Source organism: Paenibacillus sp. 2TAB26 (assembly GCF_052115145.1).
In the GTDB taxonomy this organism is placed as follows: Bacteria; Bacillota; Bacilli; order Paenibacillales; family Paenibacillaceae; genus Pristimantibacillus.
Window position 1 is genome coordinate 1 of record NZ_JBFRGC010000055.1, and the last position, 18255, is coordinate 18255.

At 44.6% G+C, this 18255-nt stretch carries 15 protein-coding genes, 1 tRNA gene and 2 pseudogenes; 15 read left to right on the forward strand and 3 right to left on the reverse strand.

Translation table 11 applies throughout. The features are described from left to right. The 6 genes from AB4Z50_RS35135 to AB4Z50_RS35160 all read left to right on the forward strand — a co-directional run. Positions 1-335: sigma-70 family RNA polymerase sigma factor (locus tag AB4Z50_RS35135; protein ID WP_441887027.1), on the forward strand; the 335-nt coding region annotated here is incomplete at its 5' end. A gap of 276 nt (positions 336-611) precedes the next feature. Then, positions 612-1778: a DUF4317 domain-containing protein gene (locus tag AB4Z50_RS35140; RefSeq protein WP_441887029.1), complete on the forward strand. Its 1167-nt coding sequence runs from the start codon at positions 612-614 to the stop codon at positions 1776-1778. 514 nt (positions 1779-2292) lie between these two features. Further along, positions 2293-3204 (forward strand): sensor histidine kinase, encoded by a 912-nt coding sequence (locus tag AB4Z50_RS35145; protein WP_441887031.1) that lies wholly within the window; start codon positions 2293-2295, stop codon positions 3202-3204. 1 nt (position 3205) lies between these two features. Then, on the forward strand, positions 3206-3901 hold the full coding sequence (locus AB4Z50_RS35150) for a response regulator transcription factor (RefSeq protein ID WP_441887033.1): 696 nt from the start codon (positions 3206-3208) through the stop codon (positions 3899-3901). Positions 3902-4003: 102 nt separating this feature from the next. Further along, entirely contained in the window at positions 4004-4930 is a 927-nt protein-coding gene (locus AB4Z50_RS35155) for an ABC transporter ATP-binding protein (protein ID WP_441887035.1), read from the forward strand. 10 nt (positions 4931-4940) lie between these two features. Further along, entirely contained in the window at positions 4941-5687 is a 747-nt protein-coding gene (locus AB4Z50_RS35160) for an ABC transporter permease (RefSeq protein ID WP_441887037.1), read from the forward strand. A gap of 242 nt (positions 5688-5929) precedes the next feature. Here the strand turns inward: AB4Z50_RS35160 and AB4Z50_RS35165 are convergent, their stop codons facing one another. After that, positions 5930-6781, reverse strand: coding sequence for an AraC family transcriptional regulator (locus tag AB4Z50_RS35165; RefSeq protein ID WP_441887039.1), 852 nt, complete (start codon positions 6779-6781; stop codon positions 5930-5932). Between the two features lie 175 nt (positions 6782-6956). Between AB4Z50_RS35165 and AB4Z50_RS35170 the strand changes: the two genes are divergently transcribed. The 4 genes from AB4Z50_RS35170 to AB4Z50_RS35185 all read left to right on the forward strand — a co-directional run bounded on the left by AB4Z50_RS35170 (position 6957) and on the right by AB4Z50_RS35185 (position 9359). After that, a complete protein-coding gene (locus AB4Z50_RS35170) occupies positions 6957-8345 on the forward strand; it encodes a family 4 glycosyl hydrolase (RefSeq protein ID WP_441887041.1) in 1389 nt (462 codons plus the stop codon). Between the two features lie 246 nt (positions 8346-8591). Then, positions 8592-8665, forward strand: a tRNA-Ala gene (locus AB4Z50_RS35175). 344 nt (positions 8666-9009) lie between these two features. Beyond that, on the forward strand, positions 9010-9078 hold the full coding sequence (locus AB4Z50_RS35180) for a hypothetical protein (protein ID WP_441887049.1): 69 nt from the start codon (positions 9010-9012) through the stop codon (positions 9076-9078). Beyond that, positions 9051-9359: an endo-1,4-beta-xylanase gene (locus tag AB4Z50_RS35185; RefSeq protein WP_441887043.1), complete on the forward strand. Its 309-nt coding sequence runs from the start codon at positions 9051-9053 to the stop codon at positions 9357-9359. Before AB4Z50_RS35180 ends, AB4Z50_RS35185 begins: the two co-directional genes overlap by 28 nt. Before the next feature lie 324 nt (positions 9360-9683). On the opposite strand, the gene AB4Z50_RS35190 is transcribed toward AB4Z50_RS35185, so the two are convergent. Next, entirely contained in the window at positions 9684-9818 is a 135-nt protein-coding gene (locus tag AB4Z50_RS35190) for a hypothetical protein (RefSeq protein ID WP_441887053.1), read from the reverse strand. Between the two features lie 52 nt (positions 9819-9870). On the opposite strand from AB4Z50_RS35190, the pseudogene AB4Z50_RS35195 reads away from it, so the two are divergent. Beyond that, positions 9871-10269, forward strand: a pseudogene (locus tag AB4Z50_RS35195) (polysaccharide deacetylase family protein); the annotation flags it as partial. 11 nt (positions 10270-10280) lie between these two features. Here AB4Z50_RS35195 and AB4Z50_RS35200 read toward each other — a convergent pair. Further along, a complete protein-coding gene (locus AB4Z50_RS35200; RefSeq protein ID WP_441887055.1) occupies positions 10281-10511 on the reverse strand; it encodes a hypothetical protein in 231 nt (76 codons plus the stop codon). 7 nt (positions 10512-10518) lie between these two features. On the opposite strand from AB4Z50_RS35200, the pseudogene AB4Z50_RS35205 reads away from it, so the two are divergent. From AB4Z50_RS35205 to AB4Z50_RS35220, 4 genes and pseudogenes are all read left to right on the forward strand, one after another. Then, a pseudogene (locus AB4Z50_RS35205) lies at positions 10519-10803 on the forward strand (carbohydrate binding domain-containing protein); the annotation flags it as partial. 18 nt (positions 10804-10821) lie between these two features. After that, complete coding sequence (locus AB4Z50_RS35210; RefSeq protein ID WP_441887051.1) at positions 10822-15783, forward strand: endo-1,4-beta-xylanase; 4962 nt, start codon at positions 10822-10824, stop codon at positions 15781-15783. Between the two features lie 113 nt (positions 15784-15896). Beyond that, entirely contained in the window at positions 15897-16058 is a 162-nt protein-coding gene (locus AB4Z50_RS35215; RefSeq protein ID WP_441887045.1) for a hypothetical protein, read from the forward strand. Positions 16059-16987: 929 nt separating this feature from the next. Further along, positions 16988-18255: InlB B-repeat-containing protein (locus AB4Z50_RS35220; RefSeq protein ID WP_441887047.1), on the forward strand; the 1268-nt coding region annotated here is incomplete at its 3' end.

Consider the following 18255-nt stretch of genomic DNA (forward strand, 5'->3'; position numbering starts at 1 on the left):
AAAGACGTAAAGACGTATCACTTCATGATCCAATTGGAACGGATAAGGAAGGCAATGAAATTACGCTGATCGATATCCTCGGTACTGAAGCGGATGATATCGTCGATAAGGTGCAGTTGAAAATTGAAAAGTCGAAGATATATAAGAATTTGGATATACTTGATGACCGCGAGAAAGAAGTTGTTATTGGACGGTTTGGTTTGGAGCATGGCGGGGATGAGCGGACGCAGCGGGGGATTGCGAAGGAGCTGGGGATCTCGCGGAGCTATGTGTCGCGGATTGAGAAGAGAGCACTCATGAAGCTTTATCATGAGTTTTATAAGGCGAAGCGGTAAGAATGGCCTGAGCTCTTATAGTACATCTGACATTATCGTATGTAGCAATAAAGTTATGAATAGATTGAACTATGTTACATCAATAAAAGGAACCAAACGATAGAGATTCCGTTTGGTTTTTTTCTGTATACGCATTCCACACATGTTGAGTGTGTGGCGGTGTTGGTTTGGAACGGAACTGAAGAGAAGTAACAATAACAGCCCTTCTAGCGAAGGGCTGTTATATCGTTTATACTGATAAAACCAATTTACTTCTTAGGAGTTGTCTAACGAATCATGATAAAGAAAGAAGTCGCGCATATACGCAAGCAATTTAAGCTGGATCACGATATGATGAATATTAACGACATTCTCAACGTGTATATTATGAAGGATAGCAACGAGGTCTATCATTGGGAGAGCCAGGCGTTTGCTCTGGTGGATAGAGAGAAGCAGGAGTTGTATATGGGGAATTTCAAAAAACTGCTGACCGGAGAATTGGATCAGAAGTTGTTCGAGTTGAAGTTTCAGGAGGAAGTAGAGGATCCAACGCGAGTGATACTTCATCAAGGTTTGTCGACAGGCAATCCTGAAGAATGGAAGGACCTGATGCTGCTGTTGGTGGATAAAATGTTGGTGGATGCCAAGTATGAACAGGATACAGTAGTCACGTTCGTTCGTGGACAGTATTTCCGGCCGACCAAGGGCAGAAATGAAGAAGCCGAAGAGAGCGGGAAGGACGAACTGTTCGCGCATCCGTTCATTCTATGCAGCGTGAATTCCACGGAGAAGCAAAAGAAGACTCTCTTGTTCGATTATGTGGAGAGGGAATTTAAGTACAATGTCATTGTAGATCCGATTATCAAGTTAAGTTCACCGGAGCACGGGTTCTTTTACCCTAGCGTGACGGATAACTATTCCGATGTGAACCGCATTCTGTATTGTACGGCAAAATCGAATTATCCAGATCCGCACTTCATCGGACAGGTCTTAAATGCCGAAAGATCCATGACGGCAATGGAAGAGAGGGCTATTTTCGAAGACATCGTGAAGGAAGTGGTGGGCGAACAACTCGACGTAGCCACTCTCGCACAGGTGTACGAGGAGATCCACCAAGTAATCGAAACCAACGAAGATAAAGAAGAACCCCCGAAGTTGGATTATAAAGATGTGGAACGTGTGCTGACAATAAGCGGCATAGATAACGTGACGACGGATAAAGTGGAACGCGCGTTTCAAACGATCGTCGACGATAGGAACTATGAAATGAAGGCAAGCAGCGTTATGCCGAAATTCACTTCAAAATCGATTAAGATCGATACAAAGGTAGCCTCGATTTCGGTCAGCCCGCAGGATTTAAAGTATGTGAGACAGGTGAATTATCAAGGGAAACGATGCATCCTGATTGAGATCGACGAAGATGCCGTAATCGAAGGATTTACGCTCAGTACAGAGACGTTATAGACTCAGTTGACAGCGTTGGTTGATGCGGTTGCAGCCTTTGAATAGGTCGGCGCATAATGTGTTCTTGAGGGAAAGAAAATATTAAAATAAGACAACAGCGAGCAGAGGAGATCGTCTTGCTGGAGGATAAGTCACCGGGATGGTGCTCATCGTATAAAGTTTGTTCACACTGTCTACTCGACACATGTGGAGTGCTGTGTGTTGTTTATAAGAATTTAGCAGCTAAGAGCCACATTTTCCTGCAAGTTGAAGCCCGGCAGTATACTGTCTGGGCTTTGTTTGTATCTATGGATATACATGTACTGTATAAACTATTATTATGTGATTTATTGCTTTAATGGTACCTTCTTGAGACAATAACTAGTGTATAAATTTGAATGTTGTCGAAATAGACCGTTATTGAAGGATATAATTATAAATTATTGAATATAGTCTTCAAGTAAAATTTCCAAGAGTTAGAGAGTTGAAATACAGGAGAACGAGATGGTTCAAGTGTCAGAAAGGAAGTGATTCTATGTTTTATATTGTTTTAATCGTCATACTGGCTGCTTTAATCATTCAATCCGTTTACCTTGTTTATTACAAAAACCAAATTAAGGATATCGGCAACCAATTATCTTTTATATCAGACCATCATTCATTCAAAATGATACAAACACAAATTAAGCCAAAAGAAATTCATCGGTTAATCGATTTATGTAATGCAATGCTTCGTGATCAACGAAAGTTGAAGCAAGATTTTATCGAACAAAAGGAAGAAATCCACGCGACCATTATGAGCTTGTCCCACGATATACGAACCCCGCTGACTTCACTTGACGGCTATCTGCAATTGGCGGAACGATCCGAGTATCTTAAAGAAAAAACAGAGTATGTTAGTCTGGCACAGACTAGAATGAAACAGATTATTACACTTGTTGACGAGCTGTTCCTATATACGAAACTGAAAAACCCAGATTACATCTTGGAGCTTGAGCCAGTTGATGTGATAAAAGTGTTAAATAAACGTCTGTTTACCTTTATCGACGATTTTTTGCGAAGTGGCTATGAACCAAACATCTGCATGGTGGAAGTACCGCTATTTATAGTGGGAAATGAAAGCGCGTTGGAAAGAGTATTTGAGAATGTGATCAAAAATTACTTTATGCACAGTGAAGGTGCTCTAAGCATTCGTTATGAGGAGAAGCAGGACGAGGTTTTGTTTCATTTTTCCAATGTACTGAAGCGAAATCATCTGCTGAGCCTTGACAACATATTTACTCGCTTTTACAAAGCAGATCCGTCGCGTACGAACCAATCTTCAGGACTGGGACTTTTTATCGTGAAATCACTGATGGAGAAAATGAATGGTTATGTGCAAGCTGACCTGAACGATGACCAGTTTTGCATCAGCTTAGCTTTTAAGAAAATCGTAAAGGAGAGTTGACGTGTACAATGACACGAACCACCCCAAAATTCTAATTGTCGAGGACGACGTGCATATCAACAATATTGTTTATGATGTGCTTCGAAAAGAGAAGTTTCAATGCACGCAAGCGTATTCTGGCAGTGAGGGAATCATGAACGTCACTCATCACGAGTATCAGCTTATTATTTTGGACCTCATGCTTCCTGGCTTCTCGGGGGAAGATTTTATGCATCGGCTAAGAATAGAATTAAGCTCTGACACACCAGTTATAGTTCTATCGGCCAAGGACAAATTGGATAATAAATTAAATCTGTTTAAGTTGGGAGCCGCTGATTATGTCACGAAACCGTTTGAGGTGGAGGAATTGCTTGCCCGAGTCAATGTACATGTCAAACGAACCTCCCGAACGGATTCTGCCACTCGCTATCGTCATAAAAATCTACTTTTAGATAGCGGAACGATGAACGCTAGCGTCAATCAAGCAGATTTGAAACTTACAAGACAGGAATACAAGATCCTTGAGCTGCTGCTTAAGAATCCTACCCGAGTGTTTACAAAGCAGGATCTGTATGAGCTTGCATGGGAAGATATATACATAGGTGAGGACAAAACCATTACTGTTCACATTAGCAATATTCGCAACAAAATCAAAAGGGTTGACGAGGAGGCTTATATTGACACCATTTGGGGCATTGGTTTCAGGCTGGCACCATAGGGAGTGCCTTAAACCGGCCCTAATCTTCTTTGAACTTTCTTAATCTTTTATTGACGATATGTTAGCTTCTTTTTGTTATTTTATTGAAAAGGAGGTGCGAATATGGCTGAAGCAATTATTGAAGTAAGTCAATTAACCAAACAATTTAAAGGGAAAACAGCAGTGCGTAAGGTAGAGTTTAAAATAGGTAAAGGTGAAATCTTCGGTTTGATAGGCCAAAATGGAGCGGGAAAATCCACCTTGCTAAAGATGATTGCTGGATTGATATCCCCGACTTCAGGAGAAATTAAATTATTTGATCGTCCAGTGAAGGATAATCACCCTTATTTTGAACGAGTAGGCGTACTCATTGAAAATCCAGGGTTATATCCCCATCATACTGCCTATGAAAATTTGGAATTAATCGCGATCTCCTACGGATTGACTAATCGGAAAGAGCATATTAACAAGCTGGTGAAGCTTGTCGGATTGGAAGGTTCGAACAAGACCAAGGTGAAAAATTATTCAATGGGCATGAAGCAAAGGCTTGGAATTGCAGCTGCATTAATTGGAAGCCCAGATGTCTTGATTTTGGATGAACCGATCAACGGTTTGGACCCGCAAGGAATTTCTGAGATTAGAAACATGATTTTGGAATTGAATAAAACGGGAATGACCATCATTATTTCAAGTCACATTTTGGAAGAGTTGTCGAAAGTAGCGACGCAATATGCAATCGTACATCAAGGAGAAATCATCGAACACCATTCAAGGGAGCAACTGCTGCTTCAATGCGAAGATCGTATTGAAATAGAAGTGGATAAAGCAAGCTCGGCTGTTCCCATCTTAGAACAAAAATTGCATATTAATCATTACAAAGTCATTAGTGAGCGTATGGTGTATGTATATGATACTCATCTTGAGAACCAACATATCATCAAGACTTTAGTTGAAAGCGGCATAACTGTTCATTCGATTATCAAGCATAAACAAAGCCTAGAACAATATTTTTTGGCACGGATAGAAAGTGAGGGTGGGAGCCGTGATTAATATTCTCAAAATGGACTTTCACCGTTTTAAATCAAATAAAATGATTTATATATTACTGTTAATTTTTTTTGCTTTTCAAATATTCGGTATATTTATGTTGGGAAAATACGAGCAGCCCGGAGAAAGTGGGGTTATGCTGATCAGCTCGATGAACGAAAGTCAGTTCATCCAAGTCATGATGTCTCAAATCCCATTGTGGCCGCTGATTTATATTGCTGTATTTGTTGTTTACTTCTATATGAGTGAACATAACTCTGGGTTTTATAAAAATTACATTTCCATGAAGCGTGCGCGGATGTATACTGTTATTTCAAAAATATTAATTGCAGGCCTATTCACTTTGCTTACATTTATTGTCATGATCGTTGCGGATATGATCGGAAGATCAATTTTCTTTAACCATGCAATGATTGGAGATGGGGGTTATTTTGCGAAATTGTTGATCGGCCAATTTTTACTTCATTGGGCATTTTCAATTGTAATCTTATGCATCTCCATCATTAGTAAAAGCTTGATTGCTAGTATTGTAGTTGGATTTGTTCTATCGTTGAATGTTTTTGGAATGATTGTAACTGCCTTGGAATCCATCATTGATGACGTTCATTTGTCCTCTTTCTTAATAGTTAATACGATCTTAAGCGCAAGAGATTTTGATAATATAAATGATCTTGTTCATGTAGCTAGCGTGTCGATTGTTTTCATAGTTATATTTTCATTTATAGCCATCAGATACAAGATCAAAGAGGATCTGAAATAAAAAAATGAATACTTGAAGTTAGAATAAGCACGGGGGCTTAGATTAGTTGGCGATCTATAGTGGGTTTTTCAGGGTTAGATGCTGATAAAGGATCCCCATATTATCAATTTATTGATGATATGCATATAAATTACGCTTGAACCTCAGCGATCGCTATCGGGTCAATGAGAAACAAGTTATTTTCATGCCTGAGCTGAAACGGGAGACGAAAAGCTGTTAGGGGCATGTCCTCTGACAGCTTTTTACTCGAACTTTGACGGTGCAACGTTATAATATTTTTTAAAAGATTTCGAAAACGTAAACGGATCAGGATAACCCAGAAGGTTAGCTATTTGTTGAATCGTATATTTCTTTTCGTTCAGATATTCTCTCGCCCTGTTCATTTTAATCTGGTAAATATATTGTCCCGGAGTAATGCCCAAGGCTTTCTTGAAATAAGTAATAAAATATTTTTCTGATATGCCTACAAACGCTGCAAGCTCATTTATTTTAATAGATTTGTGAAGGTGGTTATTAACGTATTTGAACACTGGCTGCAACACGTCCAAATTGCTCTGTACTTTTCTTGACGTTCTCCCATTCAGAAATGTGCCGGTATATTGGCCAAGTCCGTGGAGTTCAATAATTTTGGCAATAACGGCCGTCAGACAAGCCTTTAAATATAAACGGTTCCCAGGTATGCTTCGTAATAGATTCGATTGCGTAAAGGCTTTGCCGAACAAAATGGCTTCTTCCCGGATCAGCTCTTGCGGTATGACCCCCGAGAGCTGAAAATCGTTTAGAATTCGTTGCTGTTTGCCGATTTCAAAATCGAAATGAATGTAAATAAACCGGCACCCCTTATCACTAGCTGCTGCCATATAGGGAACCCCTGGGTAAAAAAAGACCACATCTCCCGGGTTTGCTGTATGTTCAAAACCATCGATAGTAATGGTAACGATTCCCGATTGAACGAACCAAAGATCATAGTCGGTGTGTGCCTTGTGTTCAATCCATTTCGTGTCGTGGGTAAGCTCAAAGAAGGATTTCATTCGAAGCGAGATCAATTCCGACAATTCATTGAGAATCCCCATATCCTTCATATTCTTATCCATTGGCATCCCTCTACATTCCTCAACCAGAAGACATTGCTCATATTATTTTAGTATATCACTGGATTTGTTAATCACAAATATTCGTACTATTTGACATGAAGGTGAAACTATCTCATATTCTACTTTTAAACCATTCTCCTATAATTAGGTTATAACCAGTTAGGAGGACTTGATCATGATGGATTCGAATGTTTCACAACCGAAGGTAGTTATCATTGGGGCTGGGAGTCTTTTCTTTGGGCGGCAGTCAATCTGGCAAATGGTTCACTCTAAATATTTGAATAACGGAACACTTTCTTTAGTAGATACTGACGAAGAAAAACTATCCAAGATGGTAAGGCTCGCTGAAATGGTTGCAAAGGAAAACAATGTATCTCTTAAAGTGGAAGGCTCGACGAATAGGAGAAAGGTATTGAAGGGAGCGGATTTCGTCGTTCTCAGCTTTGCTGAGGATACCGTCAAATACCGTGGCATCGATTGCCAGGTTTCTTTAAAATATGGAATTCGGATGTGCTCTGGGGATACCATCGGTCCAGGCGGAATCTTCAGGGCAATGAGAGAGCTGCCAGTCATTATGGAATGCGCTAAAGACATTGAGGAACTTTGTCCGGATGCGTGGGTAATCAATTACATCAATCCATCTACCGTCCATGGGATCGCGTTAAGCCGATATGCGCCGAAACTTAAATCCTTTGCGCTTTGCGACTCCCATCACATGCCGAACAAGAAAGCTTACTACGCGATTCGAGCGGGTATCATTCAGGATCAAAGTGAATTCAATGAGGAGATCGATCGGAGATTTGATTTCCGCGTTGCCGGTGTCAATCATTTCACCTGGCTGCTTAAGGCGGAGTATGACGGAAAGAATGTTATGGCTCCGATTGCCGAGGCATTAAGGAGGTCGGCAGGAACGGAAAACAACGGTGGGGATAGAGGAGCAAAGGCACTTTATAACGATGCAATCACTTATGAACTTTATAACATTTTCGGGTATATTCCAACATGTACGGCCCATACCAAAGAATATGTCCGGTATTGGCAGGGGCTTGGCAAGAAGGAAGACGTCATCCCACCTTTATCGATTTGGGAAACGGAAGACCGGTATAAACGGCATGAGGAAATGTGGCGGCAAGTGGATGACTTCATCTCAGGGAAAAATCCTATCGCCGATTATATGAAATCTTTCGGACCCGATCACGCTACGGATATTATCGAAAACATGGTGGGGAATTTGAACAAGCGGTTCTTTATTAATACGCTCAATAACGGTGCTGTGACCAACATGAATAACGACTCGTTCCTTGAGTTGTTAAGCGAAGTAAGTATGGATGGAATCAAACCGCTTCATATGGGTGAAATGCCGAGGGGAATCCGGGGCATGCAGGAGCTGGTGCTGGATACGCACGAACTGACTGCGGAGGCTGTTGTGGAACGGAGCTTCACGAAATTGAGAAGAGCGATGATGATCGATCCGCTTGTGAATTCCATACATGATGCGGATTTAATTATTAAAGAGTTGTTGGAACAGGAAAGGGAGATCATCCCCGAATATTGGTACGAGTAAACAAGTACGGCAAACATACAATCTGAATGCCTAAACAATATTTTCAAAACAATAGACTTGAAATAGCTCATGCTGAAATTGCATGAGCTATTTTTATTAGGTTTAACTCAGTTGGGAGTACGAGATGGTTGGTTACACTTCCCTAAAAGTAAGACAAAGTAAGGCGAAGAAATAACACGGGGGATTAGCTCGGTTGGGAGAACACCATTACCAGTTTAACACCCATAAAAGTTAACAACTAAATATGGGGCTATAGTTTAGGGGGGAAATAGGTCGCTGGCAGCGATCAGTCGGCGGTTCGATTCCGCCTAGCTCCACCATACCTTATCATCAGAACGGCAGAGATGCCGTTTTTTTTTATTTTATTTTGTGCTTGGATATTTCAAATCCCTAACTGAGAACATTTGAACAGTTTAGGTATGTATGCTGAAATTCAGCATATTTTACATAATTACTAAAATGAAATCAAATGCTTGGTTCTTTGTAACGTCACACATGCTGAGTGGACGTGGTACTAGAGGTGTAGCTAACATGCTGATCAGTAACTCTGCCGCAGTTTATCGCTAATACTGAGGCTCTTAGGGAGCTTGGGGTTGGCGATGGTGAAGAGGATCCATTAGAAGCATACACGGAAATTCAAAGCGCGATAGACAATGACCTAAAAATACATGGGCATACGCTCGTCTGGGAAAGCCAATCGATTCCGTGGCTGAGATCTCCGACTCCGACCTGACTCCGTCCAACCCAGGACTGACCGCGGCTGGGGCGTATACGAACATGAAAGACTATATTAACGCGGTTCTCACGCATTTTAGCAAGTTCAACAAGAGCAGCACGCAGAACATCATCTCGTGGGACGTCGTCAACGAAGTGATGTTGAAAAAAGCATTCGATAAGGCTACCGAAAACAACGGCACGAGCGAGAACGCGTACGATCCGAGTGCCTCCTCACTCGCACCGAATAGGCAGTTATCCTGCAACGGATTTGGAGTAAATAAAGGTTTCATTAACTAATAATGAGGATGGCGATGAGGTTGTTTCTGCGCCATCCTCATTTTGTTGTGGTCTGTTACAGCCTTCATATTTTCCAAAATGAAATAGCAATAACTACTGAATTATGTTCATTTATGAGATATATCCTTTTATTTGTATTTAGCTTGTGGTTCATAAGTTCGGATCTAATATCTTCTTTAATTTTTATAGTAGAATCTCTACTTCGTTAGGTGCCGCCCTATTAAAACGCTCATTATAATTGAAGATACGGGAAGGAGAAGTCATTCAACATCAAGATTGAAAGCGCTTTAGGTAACATCAAAATCCATTATAGGGGGAAGGACATCAAATGAGTAGACGCTTCAAACAGCTATTGCTGTCACTGTTAGCCGCTGCACTGTTAGTGCCGCAATTTTGGTATGCTCCAAATGCGAATGCAGCGAGCGCAACGATACCTGTCATCCTGTACCATGTAATCACCGATAATCCATCCGGAGATTATCAATACAGCACAGCCAACTTCAAAAAACAAATGAAGTATCTGAACGATAACGGCTATACCACCGTATCCGCGGAACAGTACGTCGACATTATCGTGAACGGGGCAACCGCTCCTTCGAAACCGATCCTGCTGACGTTCGATGACGCGACACCGGACTTTATTACAAACGCGCTTCCAGTATTGACGCAGTACAATATGAAAGCGGTATCTTTCGTCATCCAGGACAATATCGGTTCTTGGGGAATGACGCTGAGCCAATTGAACACGCTGAAAAACAACCCGAACATCAGTCTTCAAAACCATACAAAGACGCATGATCAAGCTGTATGGACGACTAGCATCACCAAAGCTACCGCGGCCGCGGAAATCCAATCCGCTAATACGTTCTTGAAAGGAATTACCGGCAAAGATCCGATCCTTCTTGCCTATCCTTACGGCAACTACAACGCGGACGTAAAAGCAGCCGCGACGGAGAACGGAATTAATGTCGGTTTCAAAGCCTGGAGCGGCGATGACGACGCCTTGGCGATGGGACGTATTCTCATTAAGAAAGACGATACTTTAAATACCTTCGCAGCCGCGATCGGCGGACCTACGCCTCCGTCACCGGAAGCGATCGGGAACGTCGTCGTTTCGAACGACTTCGAGAACGGCACGCAAGGATGGTTCAAGCGTGGTACCGAGACTGTAACGGCTTCGAACAATGCCGCTCAGAGCGGAACCGGCAGTATCTTGGTGCAAGGAAGAACGGACAACTGGAACGGCCCGGGCTTTAACCTCGCCGCCACCGGCATACTGAACAAGGAATCAGTTTACGAGCTTTCCGCATGGGTTAAACTCAAAGAGGGATCGACCGGCTCCGAGACAATCCAATTCGGCGCTCAACAGACTGGGGCATCCAACGAGTACCTGAATCCAGGCTCCGCGGCAACGGTAACAGCAGACGCATGGGTACAAGTCAAAGGCGAGTATACATACGACATGAACGCCAATGCCCTGCAAGTCTACTTACAGAGCAGCAGCAGTAAAACCGCTAGTTTCTACGTCGACGATTTCCAAGTGAAAGTCGTCAAACCGGCCGTTCTTGTCGAGAAATTCGAAAACGGCAAAAATGGGTGGACCGGCAACGGCGCTACGGCGACCGTAACGAATGCCGTACACCACTCCGGCTCGAACGCGCTTCTCGTGACGGAACGTGCCCAAAATTACCACGGCCCGAGCCTAGTGTTGACGGATACGCTTGAAAAAGGAGCGGATTACGAAATTTCCGCCTACGCCAAGCTGGATACCGGAGCGGCTTCGACGCAGCTAAAGGCATCGATTGAGCAATCCGGATTAACCGGCAACGACCAGTTTAAGCAAGTAATCGAGTTGACGACGGTCACCGACGGCGCTTGGGTGAAACTGAGCGGTACTTATACATATAACAGCGCCGCTACGGGAATTAAACTCTACTTCGAATCCGAAGACGCCGGTAAAAATACTAGCTTCGCGATCGACGACATCGTCATTCGCCAGACAAGCGCAGCTTCTCCTCCAGGATTCCTCGTCCTGTCCCAAAGCTTTGAGGATGGTCAGCTCGGCGGTTGGACGGATCTGGGATGGAACGGCACCGGTACTGCGGTAGTATCGTCCGACTACGCATCCGAGGGAACGAAATCCCTTCTGTATAAGGACCGTTCGGACAGAAAGAGCGCCGTATCGCTTAATTTGACCAGCAAGTTGGTATCCGGTCATAAATACGATATCTCGTTCAAACTCCGGTCCGCTCAAGGAACCGATAACTACCACTTAGGCGCGAAAGTCAAATCCGGCGGTACGGATAGCTACCCATGGATTATCCAAAACCAGGTCGTTACGAACTCCGTCTGGAAGACATTCGAGGTGAAAGGCTACGAAGTACCAGCCAACACGACCGAATTCCTAGTGTGGATCGAAGCGAACAACTACGACTCAGACGAAACCGCCACGGCGAAAGCCGACTTCTATATGGACGAATTCGTAATCAAAGACGTTACGCCTGGCGCCGAGCCTGCTAGAACACCTGCAGTGCCATTCAATACCGTAACGTTCGAGGATCAATCGAATGGCGGCTTTGTCGGCCGCGCGGGAACGGAAACGTTGACCGTTACGAATGAAGCCAACCATACCGACAACGGTTCTTATGCGATGAAAGTAGCAGACCGCACCGACTCTTGGCACGGTCCGACGATTCGCGTCGAGCAGAACGTAGACAAAGGCAGCGAGTACAAAGTAACGGCATGGGTCAAGCTGATCTCGCCGACCAGCTCGCAGCTTCAGTTGTCCACGCAAGTCGGCAACGGCAGCACCGCCAGCTACAATACCATACAAGCAAAAACCGTGAGTGCTGCAGACGGATGGGTGAAGCTTGAAGGCACCTATCGTTACTCCAGCGTAGGCGACGAATTTTTGACCATTTACGTCGAGAGCTCCAGCAACAAGACTGCTTCTTTCTACATCGACGATATCAGTTTTGTGAACACGGGCTCAATCCCTATCTCCGTACAAAAAGACTTGACGCCAATCAAGACAAAGTATCAAGACGATTTCTTGATCGGCAACGCGGTATCCGCGGCGGATTTCGATGGCACTCGCCTGGAGCTTCTCAAATTGCATCATAATGTCGTAACGGCGGAAAACGCCATGAAACCGGATGCGACACAGGCGGTGAAAGGTACTTTCACTTATGCGGATTCGCTAGTCGATAAAGCGATCGCCGCAGGGATGAAAGTACACGGCCATGTGCTCGTATGGCATCAGCAGACGCCTGCGTGGATGACTACTTCGAACGGTTCACCTTTGAGCCGCGACGAGGCACTCGCCAATATGAGAACGCACATCCAAACGGTTATGACGCACTACGCTGACAAATACGGCAACAATTTGATTTCTTGGGACGTCGTCAACGAAGCGATGAACGACAATCCTTCTAATCCGACGGATTGGGTTGCTGCCCTGCGCACCTCTCCTTGGAAAACGGCGATCGGTAACGATTACGTGGAGCAAGCGTTCTTAGCGGCAAGAGAAGTGCTGGACGCAAACCCGTCTTGGGATATCAAGCTCTATTACAACGATTACAACGATGATAACCAGAACAAAGCTACGGCCATTTACAATATGGTGAAAGAGATCAACGACAAGTACGCACTTACGCATCCGGGCAAGAAGCTGATCGACGGCGTCGGCATGCAGGCGCATTATAACGTCAACACGAAGCCGGACAACGTTAAAGCGTCGTTGGAGCGGTTTATTTCCTTGGGCGTTGAGATCAGCATTACCGAGCTGGACATAACGGCCGGCAACGGCGGCACGATCACCGAAAAGGAAGCAATCGCGCAAGGCTACTTGTACGCGCAGCTATTCCAAATTTACAAAGAGCACGCCGCGAATATCGCCAGAGTCACCTTCTGGGGTCTGAACGACGCGACGAGCTGGAGAAAAGAACAACCGCCGTTGCTCTTCGATAACAACCTGCAAGCGAAACAAGCCTATTACGGCGTTATCGATCCGAGCAAGTTCATAGCGGAGCACCCGCCGGCTTCGGCAACCGCTAGTCAAACTTCCGCTAAATACGGTACGCCGGTCATAGACGGAACCATTGACGCGATCTGGAGCGATGCGCCTGAAGTCTCGATCAACAAGTTCCAGATGGCATGGCAAGGTGCACGCGGTGTAGCCAGAGCGCTCTGGGATGATCACAACCTGTATTTGCAAATCCAAGTTACTGATAATGCGGAACTGGACAGTACTAGCCCGAACGCGCATGAACAAGATTCCGTCGAAGTGTTCGTAGACGAGAATAATGGTAAGACAGCTTCCTATCAATCGGATGATGGACAATACAGAGTAAACTATATGAACCAGGCAACTTTTAATCCGTCAAGCAAAGCAGCCGGTTTCGAGTCAGCCACCTCTCTTTCCGGAACGAACTACACGGTAGAAATGAAAATACCGTTAACATCGATCACGCCGGAAAACAACATGAAGCTAGGATTTGACGTGCAAATCAACGACGGTAAAAACGGTGCTCGTCAGAGCGTTGCCGCATGGAACGATTTGACCGGCCAAGGTTATCAAGACACGTCCGTTTTTGGAGTGCTTACGCTTTTCGGTAAGAATCCTCCTGCAACGACACCGGCGGCGCCTGCGAACGTAACGGCTTCTGCCGTGAACGCTAGCTCGATCAAGTTGAATTGGAACACCACTTCAGACACGAGCGTAACGTTCTCCGTCTATCGTGGAACGTCCGAATCCGGTTCTTTCACGGTAATCGCTTCCGGCGTACCGGTTTCCGAATTCACGGATACGGGTCTGGAGGCTTCAACGAAGTACTACTACTACGTGAAGGCAGTTAAAGGGGAACTGGTATCGGATGCATCCACAGTCGTAAATGCAACGACGATTCCTCTGGTTGTAACGCCTCCTGAGGAGGTTTTGGCGGCACCTACGGGATTGACGGCTGATGCTCAAAGCCAATCCTCAATCAGGCTGAATTGGAACACCTCTTCAGACACGAGTGTAACGTTCTCCGTCTATCGCGGAACGTCCGAATCCGGTTCTTTCACGGTAATCGCTTCCGGCGTACCGGTTTCCGAATTCACGGATACGGGTCTGGAGGCTTCAACGAAGTACTACTACTATGTGAAGGCAGTTAAAGGGGAATTGGTGTCGGATGCATCATCAGTTGTGACTGCAACAACGAGAGCCGCTTCGCCTAAGACCGGTACCGACACGCCTCCTCCGGTGACTGAACAACCGGTTGAAAACGGCCAGATCACACCAAAAGTTACCGTGAATAACGGTAAGGCATCGTCCAACATCTCTGCCGGCAATCTGCTGAAAGCGTTCGATCAAGCTGTAACTAACGCTGTAGGCAAGAAAAAAGTTACGATCGACATTCCTGCAACAGCAGGCGCAAATTCATACGACGTGCAATTGCCGCTTCAAAGCCTGAAAGATTCCGGATCGACAGTACTTGCGATCAAGACGGTGAACGGCACGGTCGAGCTTCCTGGCAACATGATGGCAGGCACGAACGTCGGCATCTCCGAGTTCGTATCGGTTCGCTTGGGCAAGGTCTCGACAGAAGGACTCAGCAATGACGTCCGCCAGCAAATCGGTAACCATCCGGTCATTAGCCTCGAAGTTTTGGCAGGCGACTCCGTTGTCGCTTGGAACAACCCGAACGCGCCTGTAACGGTATCCGTACCTTACACGCCGACGGCTGAAGAGCTAAGCAACCCGGATCACATCATCATCTGGTACATCGACGGCAGCGGCAAAGCGACACCTGTGCCGAATGCCCGCTACGATGCAGCAAGCGGTACTGTCAAATTCTCGACGACTCACTTCAGTATCTATGCAGTTGTGTTCGTCGTGAAATCGTTCGGAGATCTTCAGTCCGTACCATGGGCGAAGAAAGCAATCGAAGCGATGGCATCTCGCGGCATCATTAACGGCACGAGTGAGAACGCGTACGATCCGAATGCTTCCATCAAGAGAGCGGACTTCCTGTCGCTGCTCATTCGCGCATTGGAGCTTAAAGGTAACAATGCTTCCGTAACGATGTTCTCCGACGTGGATTCCTCCGCATACTACTACGATGCGGTCAAGATCGCTGCCCAGCTCGGCATCATTCAAGGCACGGGCAGCAATCTGTTCGATCCGAACAGCAAGATCTCGCGCCAAGACATGATGGTCATCGCGGCGCGCGCGGCGAAAGCCGCAGGCAAAGCGTTGCCGACAGGTGGCACTTTGGATGCGTTCAGCGACGAGGCATCGGTAGCTTCTTACGCGAAAGACAGCGTTGCAGCACTGGTCAATGCCGGTATCGTGCAAGGATCGAGGGGCAAATTGGCGCCGAACAGCTCTCTCACTCGCGCCGAAGCGGCAGTTATCCTGCAACGAATTTGGAGTAAATAAGAGTTTCAGATAGCCTAAAGAGGCTGCTCTGCAGATTGAATCTTGAAATGCTCCCCATACGGTAGACAGGTGAAATAATATATAACCTGTTTGCTGTGAGGGGAGCATTTTTCATGCCCGAAAATAAAATTAGTGCCACAGAGAAATTAGCCATCGTGCAAGAGATTGAGAGCAGTCGAATTGGATTGAAGTCCGCTGTTAGTAAATTTAAACTGAGTAAAAACACGCTCGTAAAATGGCGACATCTTTATCGGTTATATGGTGTTCTAAGTTAGGTCGTTCTATTGTTAGTTCGATTATCGAGAAGCATAAAGGACGAATAAATGTGAAAAGTATCAATAATAGAAATACTCAAAAATTAGTCGAATGCAAATTCAAGACGCTCCCCCTGCGTCAGAATGGTTGTCTTGCCACTCTCTAGAAAGTAAAGATAAGGGCAATGATACTATGAGGCTTGATTGCATCTTATTGTTTTTTTATTGACTTGATGATCTATATATTACAGATCAGTGATTCCTTTTCTTGTATTAAAATCAAATAACACTGGATAAAATATGTGCAAATCATGTTGAGATTCCTGTCTATTCCGGTAGACATGCATATTGAAATGCGGAAAAACTCGTTAAAACCAACTAGCACCTAAATAAATTATCAAGTCGTTAGAAGCCTTACACCCTACGACCTTAAGGGACTTCTTAATACATAGTAAGACTTAGTGGACACTTGTTCAAATCCCCTCGCATTCACCATAGTACACCAGTCCGCATGAGGGCTGGTGTGTTTTTATGTGGCCCTATTATATAATAGGTGTCGGCTTTATAATTATAATTTTCACTATAAAGCTGTAAAAGTACGGTAGTCAGACGTTCATATGATGGGGGTACATCGTATTAGGTAATGTTCACACTGAGCACTCGGCACATGTGGAGTACTTAATATTGATGGTTCGAATATAGTAATGAGATGTGATATTAACGCTGAAGAATTTAAATAGATTGAGTGGGGTGTATTTGGTTTGATCCCATTATTCAACACCATAGTTTATTTCAAAACGGCAGAGGTGTCGTTTTTATTTTGCACTCATATAAAACTACAATAAAAGTCAAGCTATTTTAAAACCATTAAGATTTCATTAATATTAGCTGGCAGGATGAATGATAAAATTATTACCATAACATGTTTGTCTATACTAGGAGGAAGAAAAATGAATAGGCGTAGTTTCGTTTCATTGTTTATTGCACTACTTATCTTACTGGGGACCATTCACCCTGCTTCTGTTTTTGCGGCATCTTCTGATAATTGGAGTAATAGCACCGTCCCGTCGGTTTTTTCCGCAAAAGGTGTTGTTTATGAAAATGGCAGGTATCTGACTGTAGGAGCAAGCGGAGCAGTTCTTTTCTACACAGATAGTAGTGTTTTCTTTGGGAGTGTTTTCCTTGACGGATCTCCGAACCTCAACAATATCATCTATAATGACGGTAAGTCTGTGATAGTAGGAGACGAAGGAAAGATATTTAGTCTCTCGATGGATTCTGAAAGGGTGACTGAACGTTTCACGGCGATTTCTAATACAACGGATAACTTACTGGGAATCGCCTATGGGGATGGCAAGTATGTAGCGGTAGGATCCGTTGGAACGATCGTGACTTCTCCTCCTGATAGACGGACTTGGACGCAGCAAACGTCGAATACGGTTAGTGATCTGGGAGATGTCACTTACGGCAACGAACAGTATGTGGCTGTAGGATCTGATGGAACGATTGTAACGTCTGCTAATGGAGAGACTTGGATGGCCCAAACATCGAACACAACGAATAATTTGGAAGGGGTCACTTACGGCAACGAACAGTATGTGGCTGTAGGATTCGGTGGAACGATTGTGACGTCTGCTGATGGAGAGACTTGGACGGTGCAAACATCGAACACAACGGAAAATCTGGCACGTGTTACTTATGGCAACGGCTTATTCGTGGCTGTAGGGTCCAATGGAACGATTGTAACCTCCAGCAATGGTTCGAACTGGACGTTACGTGAGTCGGATGTTACAAATGATCTTTATGATGTTGCGTATGGTAACAAAACATTTATGGCGGTGGGGGAGCATGTAAATCTGCTATACAAATATCCTAACGTAATCTACATGGGCAATGGAAATACGGGAGGAGACGAACCGACAGACAGCAAAACATATCAATCTGGCGAATCCGCAACGGTGTTAGGGAACACAGGAAGTTTGGTGAAAAACGGTTACACGTTTGCAGGTTGGAATACGCTAGAGACTGGCAACGGAACTAGTTATGCGGTAGACGACACGATCACCATGGACATGGGGAACGTGACGCTATATGCGAAGTGGACGAAGAACCCGACGTACAAGGTCACGTATAACGGCAACGGCTATACAAGCGGCAACGTACCGACAGATATCGGTGAATATGAAGAAAACGCAAGCGTAACGGTACGAGGCAACAC

Excerpts from the sequence above, each read along its gene's own strand:
- AB4Z50_RS35145 (WP_441887031.1), top strand. The coding sequence starts at position 2,293 with ATGTTTTATATTGTTTTAATCGTCATACTGGCTGCTTTAATCATTCAA.
- AB4Z50_RS35140 (WP_441887029.1), top strand. The coding sequence starts at position 612 with ATGATAAAGAAAGAAGTCGCGCATATACGCAAGCAATTTAAGCTGGAT.
- AB4Z50_RS35165 (WP_441887039.1), bottom strand. The coding sequence starts at position 6,781 with ATGGATAAGAATATGAAGGATATGGGGATTCTCAATGAATTGTCGGAA.
- AB4Z50_RS35210 (WP_441887051.1), top strand. The coding sequence starts at position 10,822 with ATGAACGCCAATGCCCTGCAAGTCTACTTACAGAGCAGCAGCAGTAAA.
- AB4Z50_RS35170 (WP_441887041.1), top strand. The coding sequence starts at position 6,957 with ATGATGGATTCGAATGTTTCACAACCGAAGGTAGTTATCATTGGGGCT.
- AB4Z50_RS35160 (WP_441887037.1), top strand. The coding sequence starts at position 4,941 with ATGGACTTTCACCGTTTTAAATCAAATAAAATGATTTATATATTACTG.
- AB4Z50_RS35155 (WP_441887035.1), top strand. The coding sequence starts at position 4,004 with ATGGCTGAAGCAATTATTGAAGTAAGTCAATTAACCAAACAATTTAAA.
- AB4Z50_RS35215 (WP_441887045.1), top strand. The coding sequence starts at position 15,897 with ATGCCCGAAAATAAAATTAGTGCCACAGAGAAATTAGCCATCGTGCAA.